Genomic DNA, 21,717 nt, shown 5'->3' with positions numbered 1-21,717 from the left:
GCATCCTTCTTTTATTTGAAATCATGATATGTTTCTTATTTAATAAACACCAATCGTAATAATTTAATTATTAATAACGAAAAGTTATCGAAAAGGATTTTTGAAAATGGCAGATTTGACTTACGCAAGCCTGAATAATTGGTTGAAATTTAAACATTTGGTGTTATTGGAAACTTTGGCAAGGACCAATAACATGCATTTGGCTGCCGAGCAGATGAATCTAAGCCAGCCTGCGGTGAGTAAAATGCTAAAGGAAATAGAAGGTTTACTGGGCTTTCCTGTTTTTGAACGATTACCTCGAAATATGCCAGTCACTGCTTTAGGCGAGCACGTGATTCGATATGCGCAGCGTGTATTAAACGATGCAAAGCATTTTGTCGAAGACATTGAAATTTTAAGATTAGGTGGTCACGGTTTTTTAAAAGTGGGCGGTATCTTTGCAGCAACCGCAGTGGTAATTCCAAACTCAATTATTGAGATTAAGAAACAATGGCCGCTACTTTCCATCGATGTTGTTGAACAAACCAGTGATCATTTAATGGAAATGTTAAGTGAGCATACTTTAGATTTAGCTATAGGCCGTTTTACCGATGTGACGCAAAGTCAGTTTTTCGATTTCCAACCTTTAGGTCCAGAGCCATTTTGTATTGTTGTAAACAGTGCCCATCCATGTGCTAAGAAAATAAATTGTACATTAGAGGAATTATTAAATTGGCCATGGTTACTCTATCCCAAAGGCACACCAATTCGTGAACGTATGGAAGGTGCATTTGCTCGAGCAAAAGTAAAGATTCCTTCCAATACCGTTAATACTATGTCAATGCAAACCTTTTTGCAGATCTTAAAAGGTGCACCTATGGTTGGAATGTTGCCAGAAGCAATGGTGATTGATCAGGTGAAAGAAGGCCATTTGCAGATTTTAGAAACAGATTTAATTTTAGATGCACAGGATTACGGAATTTTGACGCGTAAAGATGAGCCTGTTTCTGATATTGCTGCAGCTTTCATTAATATTTTACTGAAAAATGAAAAACATAAATAAAGTATTAATAAGCCTTAAATCATAAACATATTTAGGGCTTTTAAATTAAATAATTATAAGAAAAATCATATTTTCCCAAATTCGATTCTTAACAAAAAAGTGATATTAAAAAGTTATCAATATTTAGAAATTATTCATTGGAAATTATTGAAAGGACTCCTTATCGTTTAATTCACGACAATTACAAAAGTTTTTAAGTGAATAAAAACTAGGAAAGGATCCCTGTATGAATGTGCTAATCACTGGTGGAACGGGTTTTATTGGAAAACAAATTGCCAAGGAGATTTTAAAAATTGGCAGTTTGAATTTGGATAACAATCAACCTAAATCTATCAATAAAATTATTCTATTTGATGCGTTTGCTGGCGATGATTTGCCACAAGATTCAAGAGTTGAAGTGATTGTAGGTGATATTACCGATAAAACTACAGTTGCTCATATTACAGAAAATATTGATGTCGTTTGGCATTTAGCCGCTGTGGTGAGCTCAGCAGCTGAGGCCGATTTTGATTTAGGTATGGATGTTAATTTGTATGGACTCTTAAATTTATTAGAAGAATTAAGAAAGAAACAAACCACACCTCGGGTCATTTTTGCTAGCGGCTGTGCTGTGTTTGGTGGTCAATTACCAGAAGTTGTTACAGATGAGACAGTGGTTACACCAAAATCTTCTTATGGCATGCAAAAAGCAGTAGGAGAATTGCTGGTCTCAGATTACTCAAGAAAAGGCTTTATTGATGGTCGTATTTTGAGGTTACCGACTATTGTGGTTCGTCCAGGTAAACCTAATAAAGCGGCATCGACATTTTTTAGTTCAATCATCCGTGAACCATTAAAAGGTGAAGCGGCTATTTGCCCAGTACCGTCAGATACTCCAGTCTTTGTTACTTCACCGCGACGTTGTGTTGAATCAATGATTAAAGCGGCATCAATTTCTTCAGATGTACTTCAAGATAACCGAATTATTCCTCTACCGGGATTAACAGTCACGGTTAAAGAAATGCTTGAGGCACTTGAAAAAGTTGCAGGTAAGCAAGCAACTGATTTAGTGCAATGGCAAGAAGATAAAACCATTCAACGTATTGTTAAAAGTTGGCCTGTCCAAGTGAAAGCTGAATATGCTGAATCTTTAGGTTTTCAGGCAGATGAAAATTTTGAAAGCGTGATTCAGGCACATATCGAAGATACCAAAAATTAATGGCAGTGATCGCCAATTGATGTGAGAATTATTATGGAAGATATAAAAAATGTAACTGCTCTTGAAGAGCAGACAATTAAACGTGTTTCTAGTCGGATTATCCCGTTTCTTATTATTTTATTCATTATGGCATTTCTAGACAGAACCAATATTGGTTTTGCTGCGCTACACATGAATGATGCAATTGGAATTACTCAAACTATTTTTGGTTTAGGTGCAGGCATATTTTTCCTAGGTTATTTTATTGCGGAAGTACCGAGTAATATTTTACTTCATCGCTTTGGAGCACGAATCTGGATTGCCCGAATTATGATTACTTGGGGAATCATTGCAGCACTTATGGGATTTATCCAAAACGGTACGCAGTTTATTGTTTTACGGTTTTTACTGGGTATTGCAGAAGCAGGTTTCTTTCCAGGCGTTATTTTTTATTTAACTTTGTGGTTTCCCGCAAAATATCGTGCACGTGTGTTTGCATCGTTCTACTTAGGACTACCGATAGCGCAAATTATTGGAGCACCAATTTCCGTAGGTCTCATGCAATGGGGCAATAGCATTGGCTATGAAGGCTGGCGTTTGATGTATGTTTTAGAGGGGATTCCTTCAATCATATTAGGGGTGGTTTGTCTAAAATATTTAACCAATAATCCTAAAGAAGCACAATGGCTAACGGTTGAACAGCGTCAATGGTTAATGACTACGTTAGAGCGTGAAGAAAGAGAAAAAGTGCAAACCACGGACGCTGCTTTAACAAAAGGGCAAATGATTAAGCAAGTGTTTAAAAATCCATTAGTTTGGATCATGGCAATTGTTTATTTTGGAATAACTTCTGGTTCAAACGCGATGTTTTTCTTCTTGCCAAGTGTATTAGAGTCATTCCGTAATACCTTTGGTATGGAAATCAGTCTTATTCAAAATGGTTTATTGACAGCAATTCCATACGCATTTGCAGCAGTAGGTATGGTTTTATGGAGTCGTCGTTCTGACCGTAAACAAGAGCGTTATAAACACGGTGCCTGTGCTGCACTTATGGCGGCTTCTGCTATTGCGATTGCCTTAATTGTGAATCAACCCTGGGCAATTATTGTCGGTTTTATACTGCTTGCGATTGGTGTTTTTAGTGCAATTAACATTTTTTGGACTATTCCTGGGCAAACTTTAACAGGTGTAGGCGCCGCAGCTGGAATTGGATTAATAAACTCTGTAGGTAATTTAAGTGGTTTTACTGGTCCATATTTAACTGGATATTTATATACAACGACGGGAACTTATACAGTGGCATTCCTCGCCATTGCTGGGTTTGTTGCCATGGGCGGTTTAGGATTACTGTTATTAGCAAAGTTAAAATCGAATGGCATAGTAAACGTTGAACAGCAACAACTTAAAGTACGCACTGCTACGGAGATGAAATAATGGCATCTATTGGATTTGTTGGTACAGGCATAATGGGGATACCAATGGTCAGGAATTTATTAAAAGCTGGCCATCAAGTTCAGGTCTGGAATAGAACACCTTCTAAAGCAGATATTTTAAAAGAAGCTGGTGCCTATGTTTGTAGTGAACTTGAAGACGTTGGAAAAGATGTAGACTTTCTGATTTGTATGCTCAGCGATGGAAAAACATGTGATGAGGTTTTATTCAAAGAGTCAGGGGCAGTTTCACAGCTAAAACCTGAGAGTACCGTCATAGTTATGAGTTCAATACCAGTTGAGGTTGCAAAAGCGCAAAGTGAAAAATGTAAAGAACTCGCACTTAAATATTTAGACGCACCAGTTTCTGGAGGAGAAAAAGGTGCCCAAAATGCAAGTTTAGCGATTATGGCAGGTGGTGAGCTTTCAACCTTCGAACAGGCTGAAAATGTTTTATCTGCGATGGGCCAGCCAGCTCTAGTTGGTGGAGCTGGTTGTGGGGAGCTTTCTAAATTGGTCAATCAAATGATTGTTGCTACTACTATCGCCACTGTGAGCGAAGGCCTATTGCTCGCGAGCAAGGCTGGGGCTGACCTAGTAAAACTAAAGCAAGCATTAACAGGTGGTTTTGCGGATTCTCCGATTTTACAGCAACATGGGGAACGTATGTTAAATCGAAATTTTAAACCAGGAGGTACTGCGCTAAACCAACATAAAGATATAAATACAGCAATTAGCTATGCCAAATCATTAGAGCTAAATTTACCGATTGCAGAATTGGTTAATCAACTATTTAAAAATATGATCGTAGCTGGGGATGGGGAACTGGACCATTCTGGTTTAATTCGTGAGCTAGAGAGAATGAATAATTTTTAAGTAGATAGATAAATGAAGGATGGAGTTAGTGTGGATCATGGCATTTTCTATTGAAAAATAACATGTTATCAGTTGAGGTTAATTATGTTTAATCTCAATTGATAAAAATCAATTTCTCATTTTAATATATTAATAATCACAAAGAATTACGGTTTTTCATACCTATTAGGCTTAGGTTTGAGCTAAAGCATATTGGCATTAAAAATTATCAACTGTTATAGTTTCACCAAGATAAATTTATGTTTGATTGATTATGCTTGCTTTAATTTCTCCTGCTAAAACACTTGATTACACAACAGCACTTCCTACAGATACATATACTCAACCACGTTTGTTGGCACAATCACAGCAGTTGATTGATGTATGCCGTAAGCTTTCGGCAACTGAAATCGCGTCGTTAATGACGGTAAGCGAAAAAATTGCCAATTTAAATGTAGAGCGTTTCCGTGACTGGAATGCTGATTTTGATTTTTCCAATGCACGCCAAGCGATGTTTGCTTTTAAAGGGGATGTGTATACCGGCTTAAATGCTTATCACTTAAAAGACCAAGATATTGATTTTGCTCAACAGCATTTGCGTATGTTGTCTGGTCTTTATGGCTTATTGCGTCCTTTGGATTTGATGATGCCGTATCGTTTGGAAATGGGAACTAAATTAAAGAATAGCCGTGGTCATAATTTATATGAATTCTGGGGCAGCATCATTACGGATCAAATTAACCAAGATTTATCTGAAATTAATTCGAAAGTATTGGTAAATTTAGCCTCTGACGAATATTATAAGTCTGTGAATGAAAAGAATATTCAGGCGGAAATTGTTAAGCCAGTATTTCTGGATCAGAAGAACGGAAAATATAAAGTCATTAGCTTCTATGCGAAAAAAGCGCGTGGTTTGATGGCAAGATACTTGATTGAAAATAAATTAAGCCAAGTAGAACAATTAAAAGCATTTGATAGTGAAGGTTATTACTTTGATGCTGAAAGTTCATCGGATAAAGAATTGGTCTTTAAGCGAGATGAGCAACACGCAGCGTAAGTTTGCCTTGGGCAGGGTGGGATGTTAACCAAAGAGCATTTATTAAAGTATGCAATATCGTCTGATCAAGTTTGTGTTAAAGGGCATTTAACAGAACCTCGCAGTTATGGAGTGTACGCATTACCACTAGATACGGATGGTACTCGACGATTTCGATTTGGTAATCATCCCATGCGCCAGCAGGAACTAAAACATGAGTTTGGTTCCTGCACTTTGTATCAGCTTTTTCTTGAGCGCAAAGATGCTGAATCCTTAGCAAAATGGCTTAATAAAGCAATTCAGTGAGAATTGGCAATGCAGCAATATTTAGCCGTATTAGAAAAATCATGGTTTGAGCTGCATCAGCATTATCATTTTTCTGAGCCGCAGAAAATTTTTAACAAGTTGATTGCTACCTATAGTGAAAAGCAGCGCGCTTATCATACAGTCCAGCATTTGTATGAATGTTTGGTGTTGCTTGAATCGATTCGAGCCAATTTGAATGATGCAAATGCTGTTGCATTGGCACTTTGGTTCCATGATGCGGTTTATGATCCGCAAGCAAAAGATAATGAATTGAAGAGTGCAGAGCTATTTGAGCAATATGTAGCTCATAATTTATCAGCAGATGTTGTTCAAAAGATAAAGCGATGGATTGTTGCGACGCAAAAGCACGAATCGACGCATGAGTTGGATTTGCAATTTTTACTGGATATTGATTTAGCGATCTTGGCTGCATCTCCAGCGCGTTTTGCAGAATATGAACAACAGATTCAAAAAGAGTATGCTTGGGTGGATTCTGGGATTTATTCTATTAAAAGAAAAGAAGTCTTAGCGCATTTTTATCAAGCAGAACCACTGTATCAAACGGAATATTTCCAACAGAGTTTTGAGCAAAGGGCGAAAGGGAATTTAAAGAATATAGTAGATTATTAAAAACGAATTCATTGAGTGATAAATGAAAGATTTAACATTAGAGATAGCAGAGGGAAAGCTTAATATCCGTGTGGCTGCTTGGATAGAACATGAAGATCAGATTTTGGTTTCTACATTTCCAGATGGAAGTATTTCTTTAGTGGGTGGTCGATTAAAATTTTCAGAAACTACTTTAGAGGGGATTCAAAGAGAAGTACTTGAAGAAACAGGAGAGTATTTTAATTCGCCTGTGCTTTTTGCGATTGTTGAGAATTTTTTCTATGATCCTGTCGTAGGGCAGCATTTTCATGAATTTCTATATATTTATAAAGGTCAGATCCAAGCCAAAGCTTTTTATGTTGATGATGCAACTGAAGCTCAAGTGATTTCATGGATGCCAAAGAGTGAGATCAAACTGTTAAAGCCAGATGTTTTAAGTGACCTTGCTTTACGATCAAGTGATCATGTTGTCCATCTTGTTAATCTCGAATCAAGATAAAATCATCATCGCATTAAAAAAGGGAGCTCAAAAGCTCCCTTTAATATTTTTCTTACTTAAAGAAATACCCAGTCTCAGGTGAACTCGCATTCGCCATACGCTTACGTGGCATACGACCTGCTAAAAATGCTTCACGACCTGCTTCAACCGCTTTTTTCATGGCAGAAGCCATCAAAATCGGGTTTTGAGCAGCAGCAATCGCCGTATTCATAAGAACGCCGTCACAACCGAGTTCCATTGCGATAGCAGCGTCACTGGCTGTACCAACACCCGCATCTACCAAGACAGGAACCTTAGCATTTTCTTTAATGATGGAAATGGTATGTGGATTCAAAATACCAAGACCGGAACCAATCAAACTACCCAAAGGCATAATCGCAACACAGCCCATGCTTTCAAGTTCTTGCGCAACAATCGGGTCGTCCGAGGTATACACCATGATTTCGAAACCATCATCAATCAAGGTTTGCGCTGCTTTCAGGGTTGCAGTGACATTTGGATATAAGGTTTTTTCATCACCGAGTACTTCTAACTTCACCAGATTGTGACCATCAAGTAGTTCACGTGCCAGCATACAGGTACGAATCGCACTATCTGCATCGAAACAACCTGCGGTATTGGGCAAAATCGTGTATTTCTCAGGTGGAATCACTGAAAGTAGATTCGGTTGATCGGCATGCTGACCGATATTTACACGACGAATCGCAACGGTGACAATTTCTGCACCACTTGCTTGAATGGCTAAATCAGTTTCATTTAAATCTTTATATTTACCAGTTCCGACCAATAAACGTGATTGAAATGTACGTGAACCAATAATTAAAGGGGAATCTTGCATGGGCTTACTCCATTTTTAGCCAATTAGCCGCCACCAACAGCTTGAATAATTTCAATACGATCTTCAGGAGCAATTAAGGTCTGCTCAAGTCTACTTTTCGGAATAATCTGTTGGTTCTTCTCTACAGCGAAGCGTTTACCTTCAAGCGCCAAGCTTTGAATGAGTTGCTGTAGATTTTCACAAGACGTGTCTGTTGACTCGCCATTTAAATAGATGTGCATGATAAATCCTTATTTCGCATGCTTAATCGCTTGCCATGCGAGCATTACCCAGCCCGCAATCATAAATGCACCGCCAATCGGGGTGACTGCACCTAAGATTCTCGGTAGACCAAGCGCCATAATGTACAACGAACCACAGAAAAAGATGATGCCAATTTGGATCAAAATATAAGGAATTTTTATAGGGAAAGTTGGCGTGGTTTTATGTAGGACACCTAAAATCAGTAAGCCCAGCGCATGATAGAAAAAGTACTGGGTTGCTGTACTCCACCAAGCGAGCTGCTCTGGTGTAGCAAAAGATTTAAGACCATGTGCACCGAAAGCGCCGACCATGACTGCAAGCGCAAGATTAAGCGCTGAGATTGCTATCCACATAATGAGAATGGAACAAGAAACTTGATGAACAAAGTTAACATATTCGGATGTTTAAACAAAGCCAGATAAAACAAAAGGGCATGAAAGCCCTTGTGTTTGATTTAATCTTAACTCGCTGACATAGCGGTTTTGATTTTTTCCATTGCATTCTTTTCTAACTGGCGGATACGCTCAGCAGAAACATTATATTCGGCCGCCAACTCATGCAAAGTTGACTTATCATCATCTAACCAGCGACGCTGCAAAATATTACGCGAACGGTCATCAAGCTGATCCATTGCCTCGTGTAAAGCAGAAGTACTTTGCTCCTCGTAGTCTTCTTCTTCAACTAGACGTGCAGGATCGTAACGATTATCTTCTAAATACAGCGCTGGAGCAGTGTGTGGTGTATCGTCATCATCATCGCCTTGCGCTTCAAAAGCAGCATCATAAGCGGTTAAACGACCTTCCATTTCTAACACCTGCTCAGGTGTTACATTTAAATCATTAGCAATCGATTTTGCTTCTTCTAGCGTCAATCGTTTACTTGATTTCTTGAGGCTACGTAAATTAAAGAATAGTTTACGTTGTGCCTTGGTGGTCGCGATTTTGACGATACGCCAGTTACGAATCACATATTCATGAATTTCAGCTTTGATCCAGTGCACAGCAAATGACACTAAACGAACGCCCATATTCGGATCGAAGCGCTTAACCGCTTTCATTAACCCGAGGTTACCTTCTTGGATGAGATCACCTTGTGGTAATCCGTAACCTGCATAGCTACGTGCAATATGTACGACAAAGCGGAGGTGTGACATTACCAAAAGTTTGGCAGCATCAAGGTCTTGGTCATAATAATAACGCTCAGCAAGTTCTTTTTCCTGCTCGGCCGTTAAAATTGGAATTTGATTGACAGTACTGATATATGCACCAAGGTTTACGCCTGGCGCAGACAATGACAGGGGCATCAATTGATTGCTGCTGTCAGTAGTCATGGAGTCTCCTTATAGGATGGTATTTGAGTCAACAATTTCATCTTAATGCGAATGTTCTTCATCACTAAGGAAATTTGAGTATAGAAATGTAAAGTTAACTATTTTATCTTTACCAAGAGTTTAGCAAAGAATCACATAGATTCAATTAAATAGTGAAATTCATTGTCTGAAATTTTTTGTGTCTGGCACTGAAGTTGCTGAATTTGGCAATATCGTGTTACATCAATTTCACTGTGTGGATCTGATGATTTCAATAAAAACTGTGTTGGACGGTCTGCTTTTTTTAAAGCGCGCTTTAACATCAATAGGGGCATTGGGCAGGGTTGTCCCAAGGCATCAATAATTTCAGGTGAATTTGGTGTACCAGTCATAAGCATTTAAATTGTTCCATTCAAACGTATGTTAACAAATTTTGGCGTAATTTTTATGATAAAAATTTCATTAAAAAAACAGCTAAATTATTGAAAAAACCTGATAGAACAGATGGAAATAACTAAAAATAATCCTATTAATTGTCATAAACCCGTGCTAAGCTCGATGCGTTTTAGGAAGAGTTTAATACAATATTAATGTAATAAACCCTATAACAAATGGATGTAACCGGAAATTGTTGATAGTTTTACAGAATGATTACAAGCTTTAAAATTATAAATATTTTAAAACCTTGTTGGCTCTGCTGTTTGCAACACCGGAAGGTCCTTATCTTTCAATATCTGAGGATTGACTTATGACAGCTCGTGAACAAGGCGTAGTAAAGTGGTTTAACGACACTAAAGGCTTTGGTTTTATTCAGCGTAATGGTGGTGATGACGTATTCGTTCATTTCCGCGCAATTATGGGTGATGGCCACCGTTCTTTACGTGACGGCCAACGCGTAGAATTCAGTGTTGTTCAAGGACAAAAAGGTTTCCAGGCTGAAAACGTTCAGCCTTTAGACTAATTTGTTGCTTTAACGCAATATAAAAACGCTCCAATGTAATTTGGGGCGTTTTTGTTTATAATAGCCACTTTCTTTTGGTCATTGATGGTTCGAGAGCATATATGACGTCTGGTTTTGAAACCTTAAATTTACATCCGCAGTTGAAGAAAGCGATTGATGCTTTGGGTTTTACAAAAATGACCCCAATTCAGCAAAAGGTTTTAAAATATACATTAGCAGGGCATGATGCCATTGGTCGAGCGCAAACGGGTACAGGTAAAACCGCTGCTTTTTTGATTAGCGTGATCAATGATCTGTTAAATAATCCAGTTCAAGAACAGCGTTTTCGTGGTGAGCCACGTGCGTTAATTTTAGCGCCAACTCGTGAGTTAGCGTTACAGATCGAAAGTGATGCACAAGCATTAACCAAATTTTCAAATTTACATCTGGTCACTTTGTTGGGTGGCGTAGATTTTGAAAAACAAAAGAAAATGTTAGACCGTAATTTTGTCGATATTATTGTGGCTACTCCTGGTCGTCTAATTGATTTTGTCGAGCAAAAAGAAGTCTGGTTAGACAAAATTGAATTCTTGGTCATTGATGAAGCAGATCGCTTGCTCGATATGGGCTTTATCCCGTCAGTAAAGCGAATTGTTCGTTTTTCACCATTTAAAGAGCAACGCCAAACTTTAATGTTCTCTGCAACATTTAGCTATGATGTTCTTAATCTTGCACGTCAATGGTTATTTGAGCCGGTTACGGTAGAAATTGAACCTGAGCAAAAAACCAATAATGACGTTGAACAGCGTGTGTATGTGGTTGCGAAAGAAGATAAATACAAACTATTGCAAGAGATCTTGCGCGAAGAGCCGATTGATAAGGTGATGATCTTTGCGAATCGTCGTGATCAGGTGCGTCGTTTGTATGACCATTTAAAACGCGACGGTTATCGTGTTGGTATGTTGTCTGGTGAAATTGCACAAGATAAACGTTTGAAGATGCTGGATCAATTTAAGCAAGGTAAGAACAATATTATGATCGCGACTGATGTTGCTGGTCGTGGTATCCATGTGGATGGTGTTTCGCATGTCATTAACTTTACCTTACCTGAACAGTCTGATGACTATGTACATCGTATTGGTCGTACTGGTCGTGCAGGTGCGCAGGGCGTAAGTATCAGCTTCTTATCGGAAGATGATGCTTTCTATTTGCCTGAAATTGAAAAAGCGATTGGTAAGAAATTGCCTTTAACGCGTCTGGATGGTTATTGCTAAGTCTGAAACTACTTTGATTTAAGCGATTTCTTACAGAGAAAGTTTTTCAAAAAAAGACCAAATTATTTTGTGATTTGGTCTTTTTTATTATTTAGTAAGATTTGCTACTCAAATTACACAAAAGATTAAAGATTTTTTTATAATTCCTGTGATTAGTTGCTGAATTGAAATAAATCAACATGTAGAATATGGCGCATTACCTGGGAGGATATTATGGCTCTAATCTCAATGCGCCAGCTCTTGGATCACGCTGCAGAATATAACTACGGCGTACCAGCGTTTAACGTAAACAACTTAGAACAAATGCGTGCAATCATGCTCGCTGCGGATGCAACAAATTCACCTGTGATCGTGCAAGCTTCAGCTGGTGCGCGTAAGTATGCAGGTGCACCTTTCTTACGTCATCTTATTTTAGCTGCGATTGAAGAGTGGCCACATATTCCAGTGGTAATGCACCAAGATCATGGTACAAGTCCAGATGTTTGCCAACGTTCGATCCAGTTGGGCTTTAGCTCAGTCATGATGGATGGTTCATTGGGTGCGGATGGTAAGACACCAACATCTTATGATTATAACGTTGATGTTACCCGTCGTGTGGTTGCAATGGCGCATGCTTGTGGTGTTTCAGTTGAAGGTGAGATTGGTTGCTTAGGTAGCCTTGAAACTGGTATGGCTGGTGAAGAAGATGGTGTTGGCGCTGAAGGCGTACTTGATCATTCTCAATTACTGACTTCTGTTGAAGAAGCGACTCAGTTTGTTGCTGATACCAATGTAGATGCTTTGGCAATTGCTGTTGGTACTTCACACGGTGCGTATAAGTTTACTCGTCCACCTACAGGCGATATTCTTGCAATTGACCGTATCAAAGAAATTCATGCTGCATTGCCAAACACGCATCTTGTAATGCATGGTTCAAGCTCTGTGCCACAAGAATGGTTGGCGGTAATTAACCAGTATGGCGGTGATATTAAAGAAACTTATGGTGTGCCTGTAGATCAGCTTGTCGAAGCGATCAAGCATGGTGTACGTAAGATTAATATTGATACCGATTTACGTCTGGCTTCTACGGGTGCAATGCGTCGTATGATGGCAGAAAAACCAAGTGAATTTGATCCACGTAAATTCTTTGGTGAAACTGTTGAAGCAATGAAAGAAATCTGTGTTGCTCGTTACGAAGCATTCGGTACAGCAGGTCATGCAGACAAAATTCGTCCAATTTCTTTAGAGAAAATGGTTGATCGTTACAAATAATTGATTTGTAATGCAGAAAAATAGCGGCAATTGCCGCTATTTTTTATTTGTATTTTGCTGGGCAATAAAAAATGCCAGCACGTGGCTGGCATTTTCAATTCACTTAAGGCTCAACTTACTTTTTTTGCTGAGCTTTAGAGTCTAGGTTAGCATCTTTGATTTCAACATAAGCATTGGCGCGAAGTTCACGCATCCAGCTGTCTACTTCAGTATCAAACTGACGTTCGCCCAAGATTTGACGTGCCATACGTTCTTGCACTTCTTTGGTCATATCTTGTTGGCGAGTATCGGTGACTTGCAGAATGTGCCAGCCAAATTGACTTTGGAAGGGTTGGCTAACTTGCCCAACAGGTGTCTCTTTCATTACTTTTTCAAACTCAGGTACCATCACACCTGGGCTAACCCAGCCTAAGCTACCGCCATCACGCGCAGAGCCTGTATCATTTGAATAAGTAGCTGCCAAGGTTGCGAAATCATCACCCGCTTTAGCACGATTGTAGAGGCTATCAATCATTTGCTTGGCGCGATCTAAGCTTACGACTTCTGAAGGTTGAATCAGAATATGGCGAGTCTTGTACTGTGGAACCAGCGCTTTTTGTTCATTTTGCTTACGTTCTAACAACTTTAATACGTGTGTTCCATCACGTACATTGATCAGCTCGGTTGTTTGTCCCACTTGAAGTGGAGTGATACGTGCTGCCAATTCAGTCGGAATCTCTGATAATGAACGGAAGCCCATATCAAGACCATCTACTTTTACAGCACCAGTTGAAAACTTGCTGCTAATAGCTTTAGGGTCATCACTGGTAGTGAGTGATTGTTTAACCTGCTGAGCGACTTGCTGTACATCATTGGTATTATCACCAGAGATACGCATATGTATGACATGAACTTGTGTACCCAGTGCAGCTTGACCTTCTGGTGATTTCAGGAAGTTTTCAACATCATGGTCACTGATTTTAATACGTGACATCACTTGTTGCTGACGTAAACGGCCAATTGCAAGATCTTCCGCAACACGGTTACGCAAGTTTTCGTAAGTACCTGGTGCAATCGCATCTAGCTTTTGCTGAAAAGCTTCTAGTGAGTTTGCACCAGACTGATTTGCAACTTTCAGTACAGCAGCATTCAAGCTTTTCTCATCGGCTTTAATACCGTAACGCTTAACCTGTTCAAGTTGCGCTTGGCGTACAATCAGTTGATCTAAAACCTGCATTTGCAAGTATTGTTGCGGTGGAACAGTTTTGTTTTGTGCTTTTAATTGGTGTTCTGTTTCAGCAACACCTTGTTCTAAATCACTTTTAAGAATGACACTACTATCCACAATTGCAACAACCTCATCCGTTGGTTGAGCAAAGCTTTGCATTGATGAAGAAATTAGGGCAGCGAGAACAGTGGCTCTAAAGATATGTTGAAAAGGTTTTATCTTCATTAACGTTGTGTCCAAGATTGATTAATTTTGTTGAAACCTAAAACTCTATTCTCCAGAAGTGAAGCGAGCTTATTGTTTAAAGCGCCAAGACCTTTCAGTGTGAATTCAGCCATAACCGCATTCTTTTTACGAACCCCTGGAGTATTTGGATCATCCAGATCGTTATAGTAAGAGCGGCCATAGACTGACACAGCCCAACAACAAGATTCATAATTTACGCCAAGTAGGTATTCGCGCATGACATTGTTGTCGATGTCGTATTGAGCATGACCCATAATACGCCAATTGTCTTTTACAGGTTGTATAAAGGATGCAACCACTTGATCATAAGAATCTTGACGATCAGGAATATCTTTGCGGTAGAAATAGCCTAAGTTATAGAGATTACCTTTGTCGCCTGTATAGTAGGCTTGGAAATCGCGCTGTGCATTGTCACCGTTTGACATCCATGCAGCATTTGAACTGATCGTAACGTTCTGGTTGAGCTGGCTAGATAAACTCACAATCGGGCCTGTACGGCGTTGTGTATCAAACTCATCTAGTTTTTCATTTAGGCTTACACGACGATCACTGAAATAGTAACTTTGTCCAACACTTGCTTTGATACGTTCTAAACCTTCCGTATCTAAAAGGCTATACGTCACCCCAAGCGATAGGAAGTTATTGTCATCTAAACGGTCATGACCATAGAAACGGTAGGGGTTAAACAGTTGGTCGTAATTGATTGATGCTGAAGTAGAGTCAAAGTTTGGATGATCATCCTGTTTTTTATATGGTGAATAAGCATAGAAAGCACGAGGTGAAATGCTTTGTAAGTATTTACCATCTTTTTCAAATGTCATTCCTGTAGCAAGTGTGAATTGAGGAACGACAACTGATTTTTCTAAGTCATCTGAAGCTGATAATCCACGACCTTCTTTTGAATCCTGATCGAAGAAAGTATTGATACTGCGAACAGAAACTTCTGGAACGACATAGAACCATGATGGCGTTAGATAATTATATCGAACTGCAAACTGGTTGTAGATACGGGTACCACTTGATTCAAGTGCGGAACCATCTTCAATTGATTTCTTGAAGTATGCGGTATCATTATTAAATTCATATTGGAGGCCTTGTGGATCACCAGTGACATAATTTAATAAGAATTGCGGCAATCGAGCATAAGGTTTGTCTGCATCTTTAATCGTTTTATCCAAAGTCTGGAAGTCTTCGACTTTTAACTGAGCTCTAAGACCAGGGATACCATTACCATAATTCAGTTCCCAGGCACGACGTAAATTTAGATCTGTACGTGTGTTGGGGTTGTTATTAAAGTCTGAAAAATAATCTTTATCTGATGCGTAGTTATATTCTAGATTGGTCGACCATTGATCATTGATTCTCCAGTTATGAAGAAAGTGAAGGTCTTCACGGTCTTCATTGTCATATTGATTATCTTGAGCAATATAACCACCCCAAATACGACCAGAACCGAAGCTTTCGGTCATATAGCGGAATTCAGCATCTAATTTCGCTCCACGTTTACTCATAAAGCTTGGTGTGAGCGTAAGATCGTAATTCGGTGCAAGGTTTAGATAAACTGGTGCGGCAAGTTGTGCGCCACCGTCATTACTATAGCCAAAGCTTGGACTCAGTAAACCTGTAGTACGGCGGTCATCAATTGGGAAATTGAAATACGGAACGGCAAGTACGGGCACATCTTTAACATAGAATTTTGTACCGCGTGTGACACCACGACCTGTATCCTGATTTAACTCAATTTCTTTGGCCTGAATTTTCCATGCTGGTTTTTGTTCTGGTGGACATGCGGTATAACTTGCATCTTTAAAGATTACCAGATTTTCATTGGCACGTTTGATCTGAGTGGCATGACCATGTGCATGTTGTTGTTCTGAGATATAGAAACTATTGTTTAAATCCCCAGTCTGGGTCTTTAAATTATAGTCAATTGCATCACTTTGGGTGAGGAGACCTGATTGAGCAAGTTGTACTCGACCTTCAGCATTGGCATGTGTTTGTGTTGAGTCAATAGTGACCTGATCGGCACGAATAGTGCGGCCTTCCTGATCAATGACGACATTGCCTTGCAGAACTGAATCACCCGCTGGATTGTAGTGTCCATAGTCAGCAGTAATCACTGAAGTGGTGGTACTCGCATCTCCCGCTTTGGTTTCAGGATTAATTGGTGTTACCCAAGTCCCTTGGCAAAAAGAAGAACTTAAATAGCGGTTATCACGCAATTGGACTTCTGGTGCAGATTTGTCTACATAATATTGCTGGAAAAAATGTTCCCCAGGATAACTTTCTTGGTCTTGCTGTCCTTGATTTCGAATGGCTGCTTTGAGCTGTTTGTTGTCAAGCGTAGAGACAGCATCAGCTTGTGCCGCGAAACTGGATTGAATCGAGCCGCCACACAAGAGTGTCAAAATAGCTGTTGCTAAAGGATTAAATTTAAACTGATGTTTCATTGTCTCATTAACCAGTACGCTAATTCACAATTAATTATTGTCGCATCATAGAGAAAAAGTTGATAAGTGGCTACACTTAAGCTTTCAAAATCTCAGCTAGTTTTAGATTTTATTGCAAATGAATACACAACGTGAACAATTGATACAAACTTGGCTTCAAGCCACTCTCCAATCTGATCAATTCGAGATCAACTTTTTAGCAGGAGATGCAAGCTTTCGTCGTTATGCGCGAATTAAGTTACAAAACAAAACATATATGCTCATGGATGCGCCGCCTGAAAAAGAAGATTGTGCACCATTTGTAAATATTGATGAGTTCTTTGACAAAAATGGTGTGCGTGTTCCGCATATCGTGGCCAAAGACCTGACATTGGGTTTATTACTTCTGGAAGATTTTGGTGATGTGGTGCTATCAACATTACTGAATGATAAAACAGTAGATGAGTATTATGCTCAAAGCTTTAAACAGTTGATTGAACTGCAACAGGTTGATGGGCAGGCTCATTTGCCAGCGTATTCGTATGAAAAGCTTATGACAGAAATGCGTTTGCTAACAGAATGGATGTTGCCTTCATTAAAGATTCAGCCGACAGAGCAGCAGTTGGAAACCATTGAACAAGCCTTTGATTTTCTGGCGATCGAAGCAACTCAGCAGCCGCAAGTAATTGTACATCGTGATTTTCATAGTCGTAATTTAATGAAAATTGAAAATGAACAAGAATTAGGGGTGATTGATTTTCAGGATGCTGTGATTGGCGCAGATACTTATGACCTGATTTCGATTACCCGTGACGCCTACGTGCAGTGGAATGCTGAGCGTGTTTATCAATGGTTTGAAGTGTTCTACAACTTATTGCCAGCTTCTGCTAAAGAAAATCGTAGTTTTGAGCAGTTCAAGCGTGATGCAGACCTGATGGCGATTCAACGTCACATCAAGATTTTAGGTATTTTTGTCCGTTTATTCGAGCGTGATGGCAAATCAGGTTACTTAAAAGACTTACCGCGAGTGATGTGGTATTTACTTGAAGAAAGCCAAGGTTATGATGAGTTGAATGACTTTATGCAATTTATCCGTGACGTTGTCATGCCTAAGTTTATTGCGCAATATGGTGATTACGAGGTTGCAGCATAATGAAAGCGATGATTCTTGCTGCTGGTTTAGGCAATCGCATGCGTCCATTGACTTTGCATACACCAAAGCCTTTGTTGGAAGTCGGTGGGAAACCGCTGATTGTCTGGCATATTGAAAAGTTGCAGAAGGTTGGCGTCACAGAGATTGTGATCAATACGGCTTGGTTAGGCGATAAGCTTGTTGCTGCTTTAGGTGATGGCTCTCAATTTGGTGTCACCATCTTATGGTCACATGAAGGTGAAGGTCTGGAAACAGCAGGCGGCATCATCAATGCTTTGCCATTGCTGGGTGATGAACCATTCATTTTGGTGAATGGGGATGTCTGGACCACGATGGACTTTTCATCACTGCTCAATGTTCAGTTAGAAGATAAGCAGGCGCATTTGGTCTTGGTCGAAAACCCGCCTCAACATTTAAAAGGAGACTTCATCCTGGCAAATGATTTAGCTTATACTTTTGAGCAGGAACAGTTGGGAGAAGCCTTAACCTATAGCGGTGTTGCTATTTTAGCGCCACACATGTTTACTGGGCTAGAAAATGGCAAGCGACCTTTGGCACCTTTGTTGAAACAGGCGATGCAACAGCAGCTAGTTTCAGCTGAAAAGATGCAGGCGATCTGGGTCGATGTAGGAACGCCTGAGCGTCTAGAGCAGCTTGATCAACAAATCAAGCAAGGCGCTTTTGTATAACAAAAATTGCTTTGTCTATCTTTGATTTGCTTAAGAAAAGACAAAAACTTAATGGATTGTGCAGTTTATCATGCTTGTAAATGATTAACTGCATAATCGTTCAACAAGTCCTACTGTGCCTTGTATCAGAAATCGGTATACTGCACAGCAAATTTATCGAGATGTTGCACTGTTATGCATCCTTTTTTTCAAGAATTAAAGCAAGGTAGTCAAGCTCTGGGTCTGAACCTGAGTGAGGACACCCTAACACTCTTATTGAAATATCAAGATGCTCTGGTGCTGTGGAATAAGGCATATAATTTAACGGCTATTCGTGAGCCGAAAGAAATGCTGGTTAAACATTTATTAGATAGCTTAAGTATCTTGAATGATTTGCCGCAAGGTCGTTTATTAGATGTAGGAACTGGTGGTGGCATGCCAGGCATGATCATTGCATTATGCCAGCCAGAACGTTCTTGTGTCCTTTTGGATTCGAACGGGAAAAAAATTCGTTTCCTGAAGCAGTTTATTGCTGACTTGAAACTGCAAAATGTAATTGCGGTTCAAACACGTGTTGAAAATGAAGATAGTATTGGTGAGCTGGGTCAGTTCGATGTCATTACAAGTCGCGCATTTGCGTCTTTAACCGACTTTGTCAATGCCGCACAACCATATATGCATGATCAGAGTATTATTGCTGCAATGAAAGGCTTGATTCCAGCTGATGAAATTGAGCAAATGAAAGATGAGTATTCATGTAAGATCATTGAACTTCGTGTCCCGAGATTAGATGAACAACGTCATTTACTTTTACTTCAACGTATTCAATAAAAATATTAAGGGTAATCATGGCTCAAATTATTGCGATTGCAAACCAAAAAGGTGGTGTAGGGAAAACCACGACAGCAGTCAATCTTGCTGCCTCTTTGGCGATCTTGAAAAAACGTGTCTTGTTGGTTGATATGGACTCACAAGGGAATGCCACCATGGGGTCTGGCATTCAAAAGAATGATTTACTGTACTCGGTGACAGATGTATTGCTGGGTGAAGTGCCGATTGAAACTGCGATTCAGAAAGCAGAAGTCGGTTATAAGGTTTTAGGTGCGAACCGTGAACTTGCTGGGGTAGAGCTTGCAATTGCAGAACAGGAAGGGCGTGAGTTCATTCTTAAAAATGCCTTGCAGGAAGTAGAGCCTGCCTTTGACTATATCATTGTCGATTGTGCGCCAAGCCTTAGCTTGATTACCGTCAATGCCTTAGCTGCCGTAAACGGCGTGATTATTCCAATGCAATGTGAATACTATGCACTGGAAGGTTTGGCTGATCTTACGCAAACCATTGACCGTATACAAAAAGCCCTTAATCCAAACTTGGAAATTGTAGGGGTATTACGTACCATGTATGACGCTCGTAATGCATTGACACGTGATGTGTCTGCCGAATTAGAGCAATATTTTGGTAAAAAGTTATACGAGACAGTGATTCCTCGTAATATCCGTTTGGCGGAAGCGCCAGCACATGGTTTACCTGTGATCTATTTTGAGAAAAGTTCTAAAGGCGCTATTTCATATTTGAATCTCGCTGCAGAAATATTGAAGAAAAGTAAAGTGAAAAAAGGAAGTGCTGTATGAGCATCAAAAAACGCGGATTGGCTAAAGGTCGTGGTTTAGATGCACTATTAGGTTCAATTCAAAAAGAGAAATTGCAACTTGAAGCACAGGCCTTGGATCATGGTCAACTCAAGCAAATTGATGTCAATTTATTAAAACGTGGTGAATATCAACCACGTCGCTTTATTCATGAACAAGACTTACAAGAGCTTGCAGCATCGATTGAAAAACATGGTGTGATGCAACCGATTGTCATTCGTCCTATCGATGATGAGCAGCATCCATACGAAATTATTGCGGGTGAGCGTCGTTGGCGCGCTGCGCAGTTGGCGGGTCTGACTGAAATTCCTGCGATTGTGCGTGATTTAAATGATCAGGTTGCCATTGCTCTAGCGTTAATTGAAAACATTCAGCGTCAGGATTTAAATCCAATTGATCAGGCAATGGCTTTACAGCGTTTCCATGATGAGTTCGGTTTAAGTCATCAGGAAATTGCCGATACCGTCGGTAAGGCACGTACCACCGTGAGCAACTTATTGCGCCTCTTGAGTCTTGCTGATCCGATTAAAGACCTAATGCAACAAGGTCAAATCGATATGGGACATGCGCGTGCTATTCTCGCGCTAAAAACCAAAGACCAGATTTCAGTCGCGCAGATCGTGATTGAAAAAGCTTTATCGGTACGTCAAACTGAACAGTTAGTACGTGAGTGGAGTGAACCAAAACCTGAAAAGGAAAAGGCTCAGATTTCTCCTGACATTGAACAATTGACTCAGAAACTCTCAGAACGTTTCGGAGCAAATGTAAAAATTGACCATAACCAGAAAGGTAAAGGGAAAATGGTCATTCACTACCACTCATTGGATGAGTTGGATGGAATCCTCAATATTTGTTTACCTAACTAATATTTAGGATACGTCCTTTTATATTTTAAATATTATTGGGGAATAATATGTGGGAACTTGTGAAAGCGGGTGGCTGGTTAATGCTGCCCCTTATTCTGTCATCAATTTTTACGGTTGCGATTACGATTGAACGATATATTCGTTTAAAGCGATCACAAGTTTTACCTCAGGCTTTACTGGTCAATGCGACAGATGCTGATACTGTGATTGCACAGCTCGAGCAGGATGAAGCATTGAAAAGTCCACTCGGACGTATTTTAAAAGCAGGTTATGATCATCAGGATCAGGGTGAACAATTTGCCCGTGCGCAAATGGAAGCCACTGCTTCGCAAGAGATCAGCGCCTTAGAAAAGAATATTAATTTCCTTGGTACATTGAGTGCAATTGCACCTTTACTGGGTTTACTCGGTACTGTACTGGGAATCATTGAATCATTTTTGGTGATTGATGTCGGTTCTGCAGGCAATGCCAGCATGATGATGCCTGGGATTTCAAAAGCCTTGATTACCACAGCCGTGGGGATGCTGATTGCGATTCCTGCAATGATTGCCTATCGTTATTTTCAACGTGTCGTGCATGAATATATTGCGGAGTTGGAACAGCAATCGACTTTATTTCATGCTGCGCTTTTCTATAAAAAAGCGTCTCCTTTACAAGAACACCGTCGTGCAAGCTGAGCCGAGGTGGCAT

Annotated in this window: 24 protein-coding genes; 17 read left to right on the top strand and 7 right to left on the bottom strand. The window is 39.8% G+C overall.

What is annotated here, in order from left to right; genetic code table 11:
• Positions 1 to 106: 106 nt before the first annotated feature.
• The 8 genes from IEV36_RS03230 (at position 107) to IEV36_RS03195 (ending at position 6,954) form a co-directional block, all read left to right on the top strand.
• Positions 107 to 1,042 carry a LysR family transcriptional regulator gene (locus IEV36_RS03230; RefSeq protein ID WP_005257947.1) on the top strand — a complete coding sequence of 312 codons (936 nt, stop codon included), beginning with the start codon at positions 107 to 109 and terminating at the stop codon, positions 1,040 to 1,042.
• Positions 1,043 to 1,268: 226 nt separating this feature from the next.
• On the top strand, positions 1,269 to 2,240 hold the full coding sequence (denD, locus tag IEV36_RS03225) for a D-erythronate dehydrogenase (protein ID WP_005257946.1): 972 nt from the start codon (positions 1,269 to 1,271) through the stop codon (positions 2,238 to 2,240).
• Between the two features lie 33 nt (positions 2,241 to 2,273).
• Positions 2,274 to 3,653, top strand: coding sequence for an MFS transporter (locus IEV36_RS03220; protein WP_005257945.1), 1,380 nt, complete (start codon positions 2,274 to 2,276; stop codon positions 3,651 to 3,653).
• Entirely contained in the window at positions 3,653 to 4,525 is an 873-nt protein-coding gene (locus IEV36_RS03215; RefSeq protein ID WP_005257944.1) for an NAD(P)-dependent oxidoreductase, read from the top strand. Before IEV36_RS03220 ends, IEV36_RS03215 begins: the two co-directional genes overlap by 1 nt.
• Before the next feature lie 253 nt (positions 4,526 to 4,778).
• Positions 4,779 to 5,561, top strand: coding sequence for a peroxide stress protein YaaA (gene yaaA, locus IEV36_RS03210; protein ID WP_005257943.1), 783 nt, complete (start codon positions 4,779 to 4,781; stop codon positions 5,559 to 5,561).
• Positions 5,562 to 5,582: 21 nt separating this feature from the next.
• Positions 5,583 to 5,846 (top strand): hypothetical protein, encoded by a 264-nt coding sequence (locus IEV36_RS03205; protein ID WP_005257942.1) that lies wholly within the window; start codon positions 5,583 to 5,585, stop codon positions 5,844 to 5,846.
• Between the two features lie 9 nt (positions 5,847 to 5,855).
• Complete coding sequence (locus IEV36_RS03200; protein ID WP_005257941.1) at positions 5,856 to 6,476, top strand: HD domain-containing protein; 621 nt, start codon at positions 5,856 to 5,858, stop codon at positions 6,474 to 6,476.
• A gap of 22 nt (positions 6,477 to 6,498) precedes the next feature.
• Complete coding sequence (locus IEV36_RS03195) at positions 6,499 to 6,954, top strand: NUDIX hydrolase (RefSeq protein ID WP_005257940.1); 456 nt, start codon at positions 6,499 to 6,501, stop codon at positions 6,952 to 6,954.
• Positions 6,955 to 7,006: 52 nt separating this feature from the next.
• Here IEV36_RS03195 and IEV36_RS03190 read toward each other — a convergent pair whose 3' ends face one another.
• The 5 genes from IEV36_RS03190 to IEV36_RS03170 all read right to left on the bottom strand — a co-directional run bounded on the left by IEV36_RS03190 (position 7,007) and on the right by IEV36_RS03170 (position 9,736).
• Positions 7,007 to 7,792: a thiazole synthase gene (locus IEV36_RS03190; RefSeq protein WP_004639328.1), complete on the bottom strand. Its 786-nt coding sequence runs from the start codon at positions 7,790 to 7,792 to the stop codon at positions 7,007 to 7,009.
• Between the two features lie 23 nt (positions 7,793 to 7,815).
• Positions 7,816 to 8,013 (bottom strand): sulfur carrier protein ThiS, encoded by a 198-nt coding sequence (thiS, locus tag IEV36_RS03185; protein ID WP_004639327.1) that lies wholly within the window; start codon positions 8,011 to 8,013, stop codon positions 7,816 to 7,818.
• Positions 8,014 to 8,022: 9 nt separating this feature from the next.
• The gene (locus tag IEV36_RS03180) at positions 8,023 to 8,388 is read right to left on the bottom strand and encodes a DUF423 domain-containing protein (protein WP_005257939.1); all 366 of its coding nucleotides are present in this window, start codon (positions 8,386 to 8,388) and stop codon (positions 8,023 to 8,025) included.
• A 107-nt stretch (positions 8,389 to 8,495) separates the two neighbouring features.
• Positions 8,496 to 9,365 (bottom strand): RNA polymerase sigma factor RpoH, encoded by an 870-nt coding sequence (gene rpoH, locus IEV36_RS03175; protein WP_004772546.1) that lies wholly within the window; start codon positions 9,363 to 9,365, stop codon positions 8,496 to 8,498.
• Between the two features lie 131 nt (positions 9,366 to 9,496).
• Entirely contained in the window at positions 9,497 to 9,736 is a 240-nt protein-coding gene (locus IEV36_RS03170; protein ID WP_032810678.1) for a sulfurtransferase TusA family protein, read from the bottom strand.
• 356 nt (positions 9,737 to 10,092) lie between these two features.
• Here IEV36_RS03170 and IEV36_RS03165 point away from each other — a divergent pair, with 356 nt between their 5' ends.
• The 3 genes from IEV36_RS03165 (at position 10,093) to fba (ending at position 12,809) form a co-directional block, all read left to right on the top strand.
• Complete coding sequence (locus IEV36_RS03165) at positions 10,093 to 10,305, top strand: cold-shock protein (protein ID WP_004653893.1); 213 nt, start codon at positions 10,093 to 10,095, stop codon at positions 10,303 to 10,305.
• 101 nt (positions 10,306 to 10,406) lie between these two features.
• Positions 10,407 to 11,558, top strand: a complete 1,152-nt coding sequence (rhlB, locus tag IEV36_RS03160) for an ATP-dependent RNA helicase RhlB (protein ID WP_005257937.1) — start codon at positions 10,407 to 10,409, stop codon at positions 11,556 to 11,558.
• Between the two features lie 213 nt (positions 11,559 to 11,771).
• Positions 11,772 to 12,809 carry a class II fructose-bisphosphate aldolase gene (fba, locus tag IEV36_RS03155; protein ID WP_004772540.1) on the top strand — a complete coding sequence of 346 codons (1,038 nt, stop codon included), beginning with the start codon at positions 11,772 to 11,774 and terminating at the stop codon, positions 12,807 to 12,809.
• Positions 12,810 to 12,924: 115 nt separating this feature from the next.
• Here the strand turns inward: fba and IEV36_RS03150 are convergent, their stop codons facing one another.
• Both IEV36_RS03150 and IEV36_RS03145 read right to left on the bottom strand, forming a co-directional pair.
• Positions 12,925 to 14,241, bottom strand: coding sequence for a peptidylprolyl isomerase (locus IEV36_RS03150; protein WP_005257935.1), 1,317 nt, complete (start codon positions 14,239 to 14,241; stop codon positions 12,925 to 12,927).
• The gene (locus IEV36_RS03145; protein ID WP_005257933.1) at positions 14,241 to 16,712 is read right to left on the bottom strand and encodes an LPS-assembly protein LptD; all 2,472 of its coding nucleotides are present in this window, start codon (positions 16,710 to 16,712) and stop codon (positions 14,241 to 14,243) included. The genes IEV36_RS03150 and IEV36_RS03145 overlap by 1 nt, the downstream gene beginning before the upstream one ends.
• Positions 16,713 to 16,830: 118 nt before the next feature.
• Here IEV36_RS03145 and IEV36_RS03140 point away from each other — a divergent pair, with 118 nt between their 5' ends.
• The 6 genes from IEV36_RS03140 to IEV36_RS03115 all read left to right on the top strand — a co-directional run bounded on the left by IEV36_RS03140 (position 16,831) and on the right by IEV36_RS03115 (position 21,704).
• Positions 16,831 to 17,844, top strand: coding sequence for an aminoglycoside phosphotransferase family protein (locus IEV36_RS03140; RefSeq protein WP_005257932.1), 1,014 nt, complete (start codon positions 16,831 to 16,833; stop codon positions 17,842 to 17,844).
• On the top strand, positions 17,844 to 18,533 hold the full coding sequence (murU, locus tag IEV36_RS03135; RefSeq protein WP_005257930.1) for an N-acetylmuramate alpha-1-phosphate uridylyltransferase MurU: 690 nt from the start codon (positions 17,844 to 17,846) through the stop codon (positions 18,531 to 18,533). Before IEV36_RS03140 ends, murU begins: the two co-directional genes overlap by 1 nt.
• 174 nt (positions 18,534 to 18,707) lie before the next feature.
• Complete coding sequence (rsmG, locus tag IEV36_RS03130) at positions 18,708 to 19,343, top strand: 16S rRNA (guanine(527)-N(7))-methyltransferase RsmG (RefSeq protein ID WP_005257928.1); 636 nt, start codon at positions 18,708 to 18,710, stop codon at positions 19,341 to 19,343.
• Positions 19,344 to 19,360: 17 nt separating this feature from the next.
• Entirely contained in the window at positions 19,361 to 20,143 is a 783-nt protein-coding gene (locus IEV36_RS03125) for a ParA family protein (RefSeq protein WP_005257926.1), read from the top strand.
• On the top strand, positions 20,140 to 21,027 hold the full coding sequence (locus tag IEV36_RS03120; RefSeq protein WP_004772532.1) for a ParB/RepB/Spo0J family partition protein: 888 nt from the start codon (positions 20,140 to 20,142) through the stop codon (positions 21,025 to 21,027). The genes IEV36_RS03125 and IEV36_RS03120 overlap by 4 nt, the downstream gene beginning before the upstream one ends.
• Before the next feature lie 47 nt (positions 21,028 to 21,074).
• A complete protein-coding gene (locus IEV36_RS03115) occupies positions 21,075 to 21,704 on the top strand; it encodes a MotA/TolQ/ExbB proton channel family protein (protein ID WP_005257924.1) in 630 nt (209 codons plus the stop codon).
• Positions 21,705 to 21,717: the final 13 nt, after the last annotated feature.

Origin of the sequence: Acinetobacter vivianii, assembly GCF_014635885.1 — a bacterium.
In the GTDB taxonomy this organism is placed as follows: Bacteria; Pseudomonadota; Gammaproteobacteria; order Pseudomonadales; family Moraxellaceae; genus Acinetobacter; species Acinetobacter vivianii.
The sequence above is the reverse complement of the archived record's forward strand: the minus strand, read 5'-3'. Positions and strand labels throughout refer to the sequence as shown.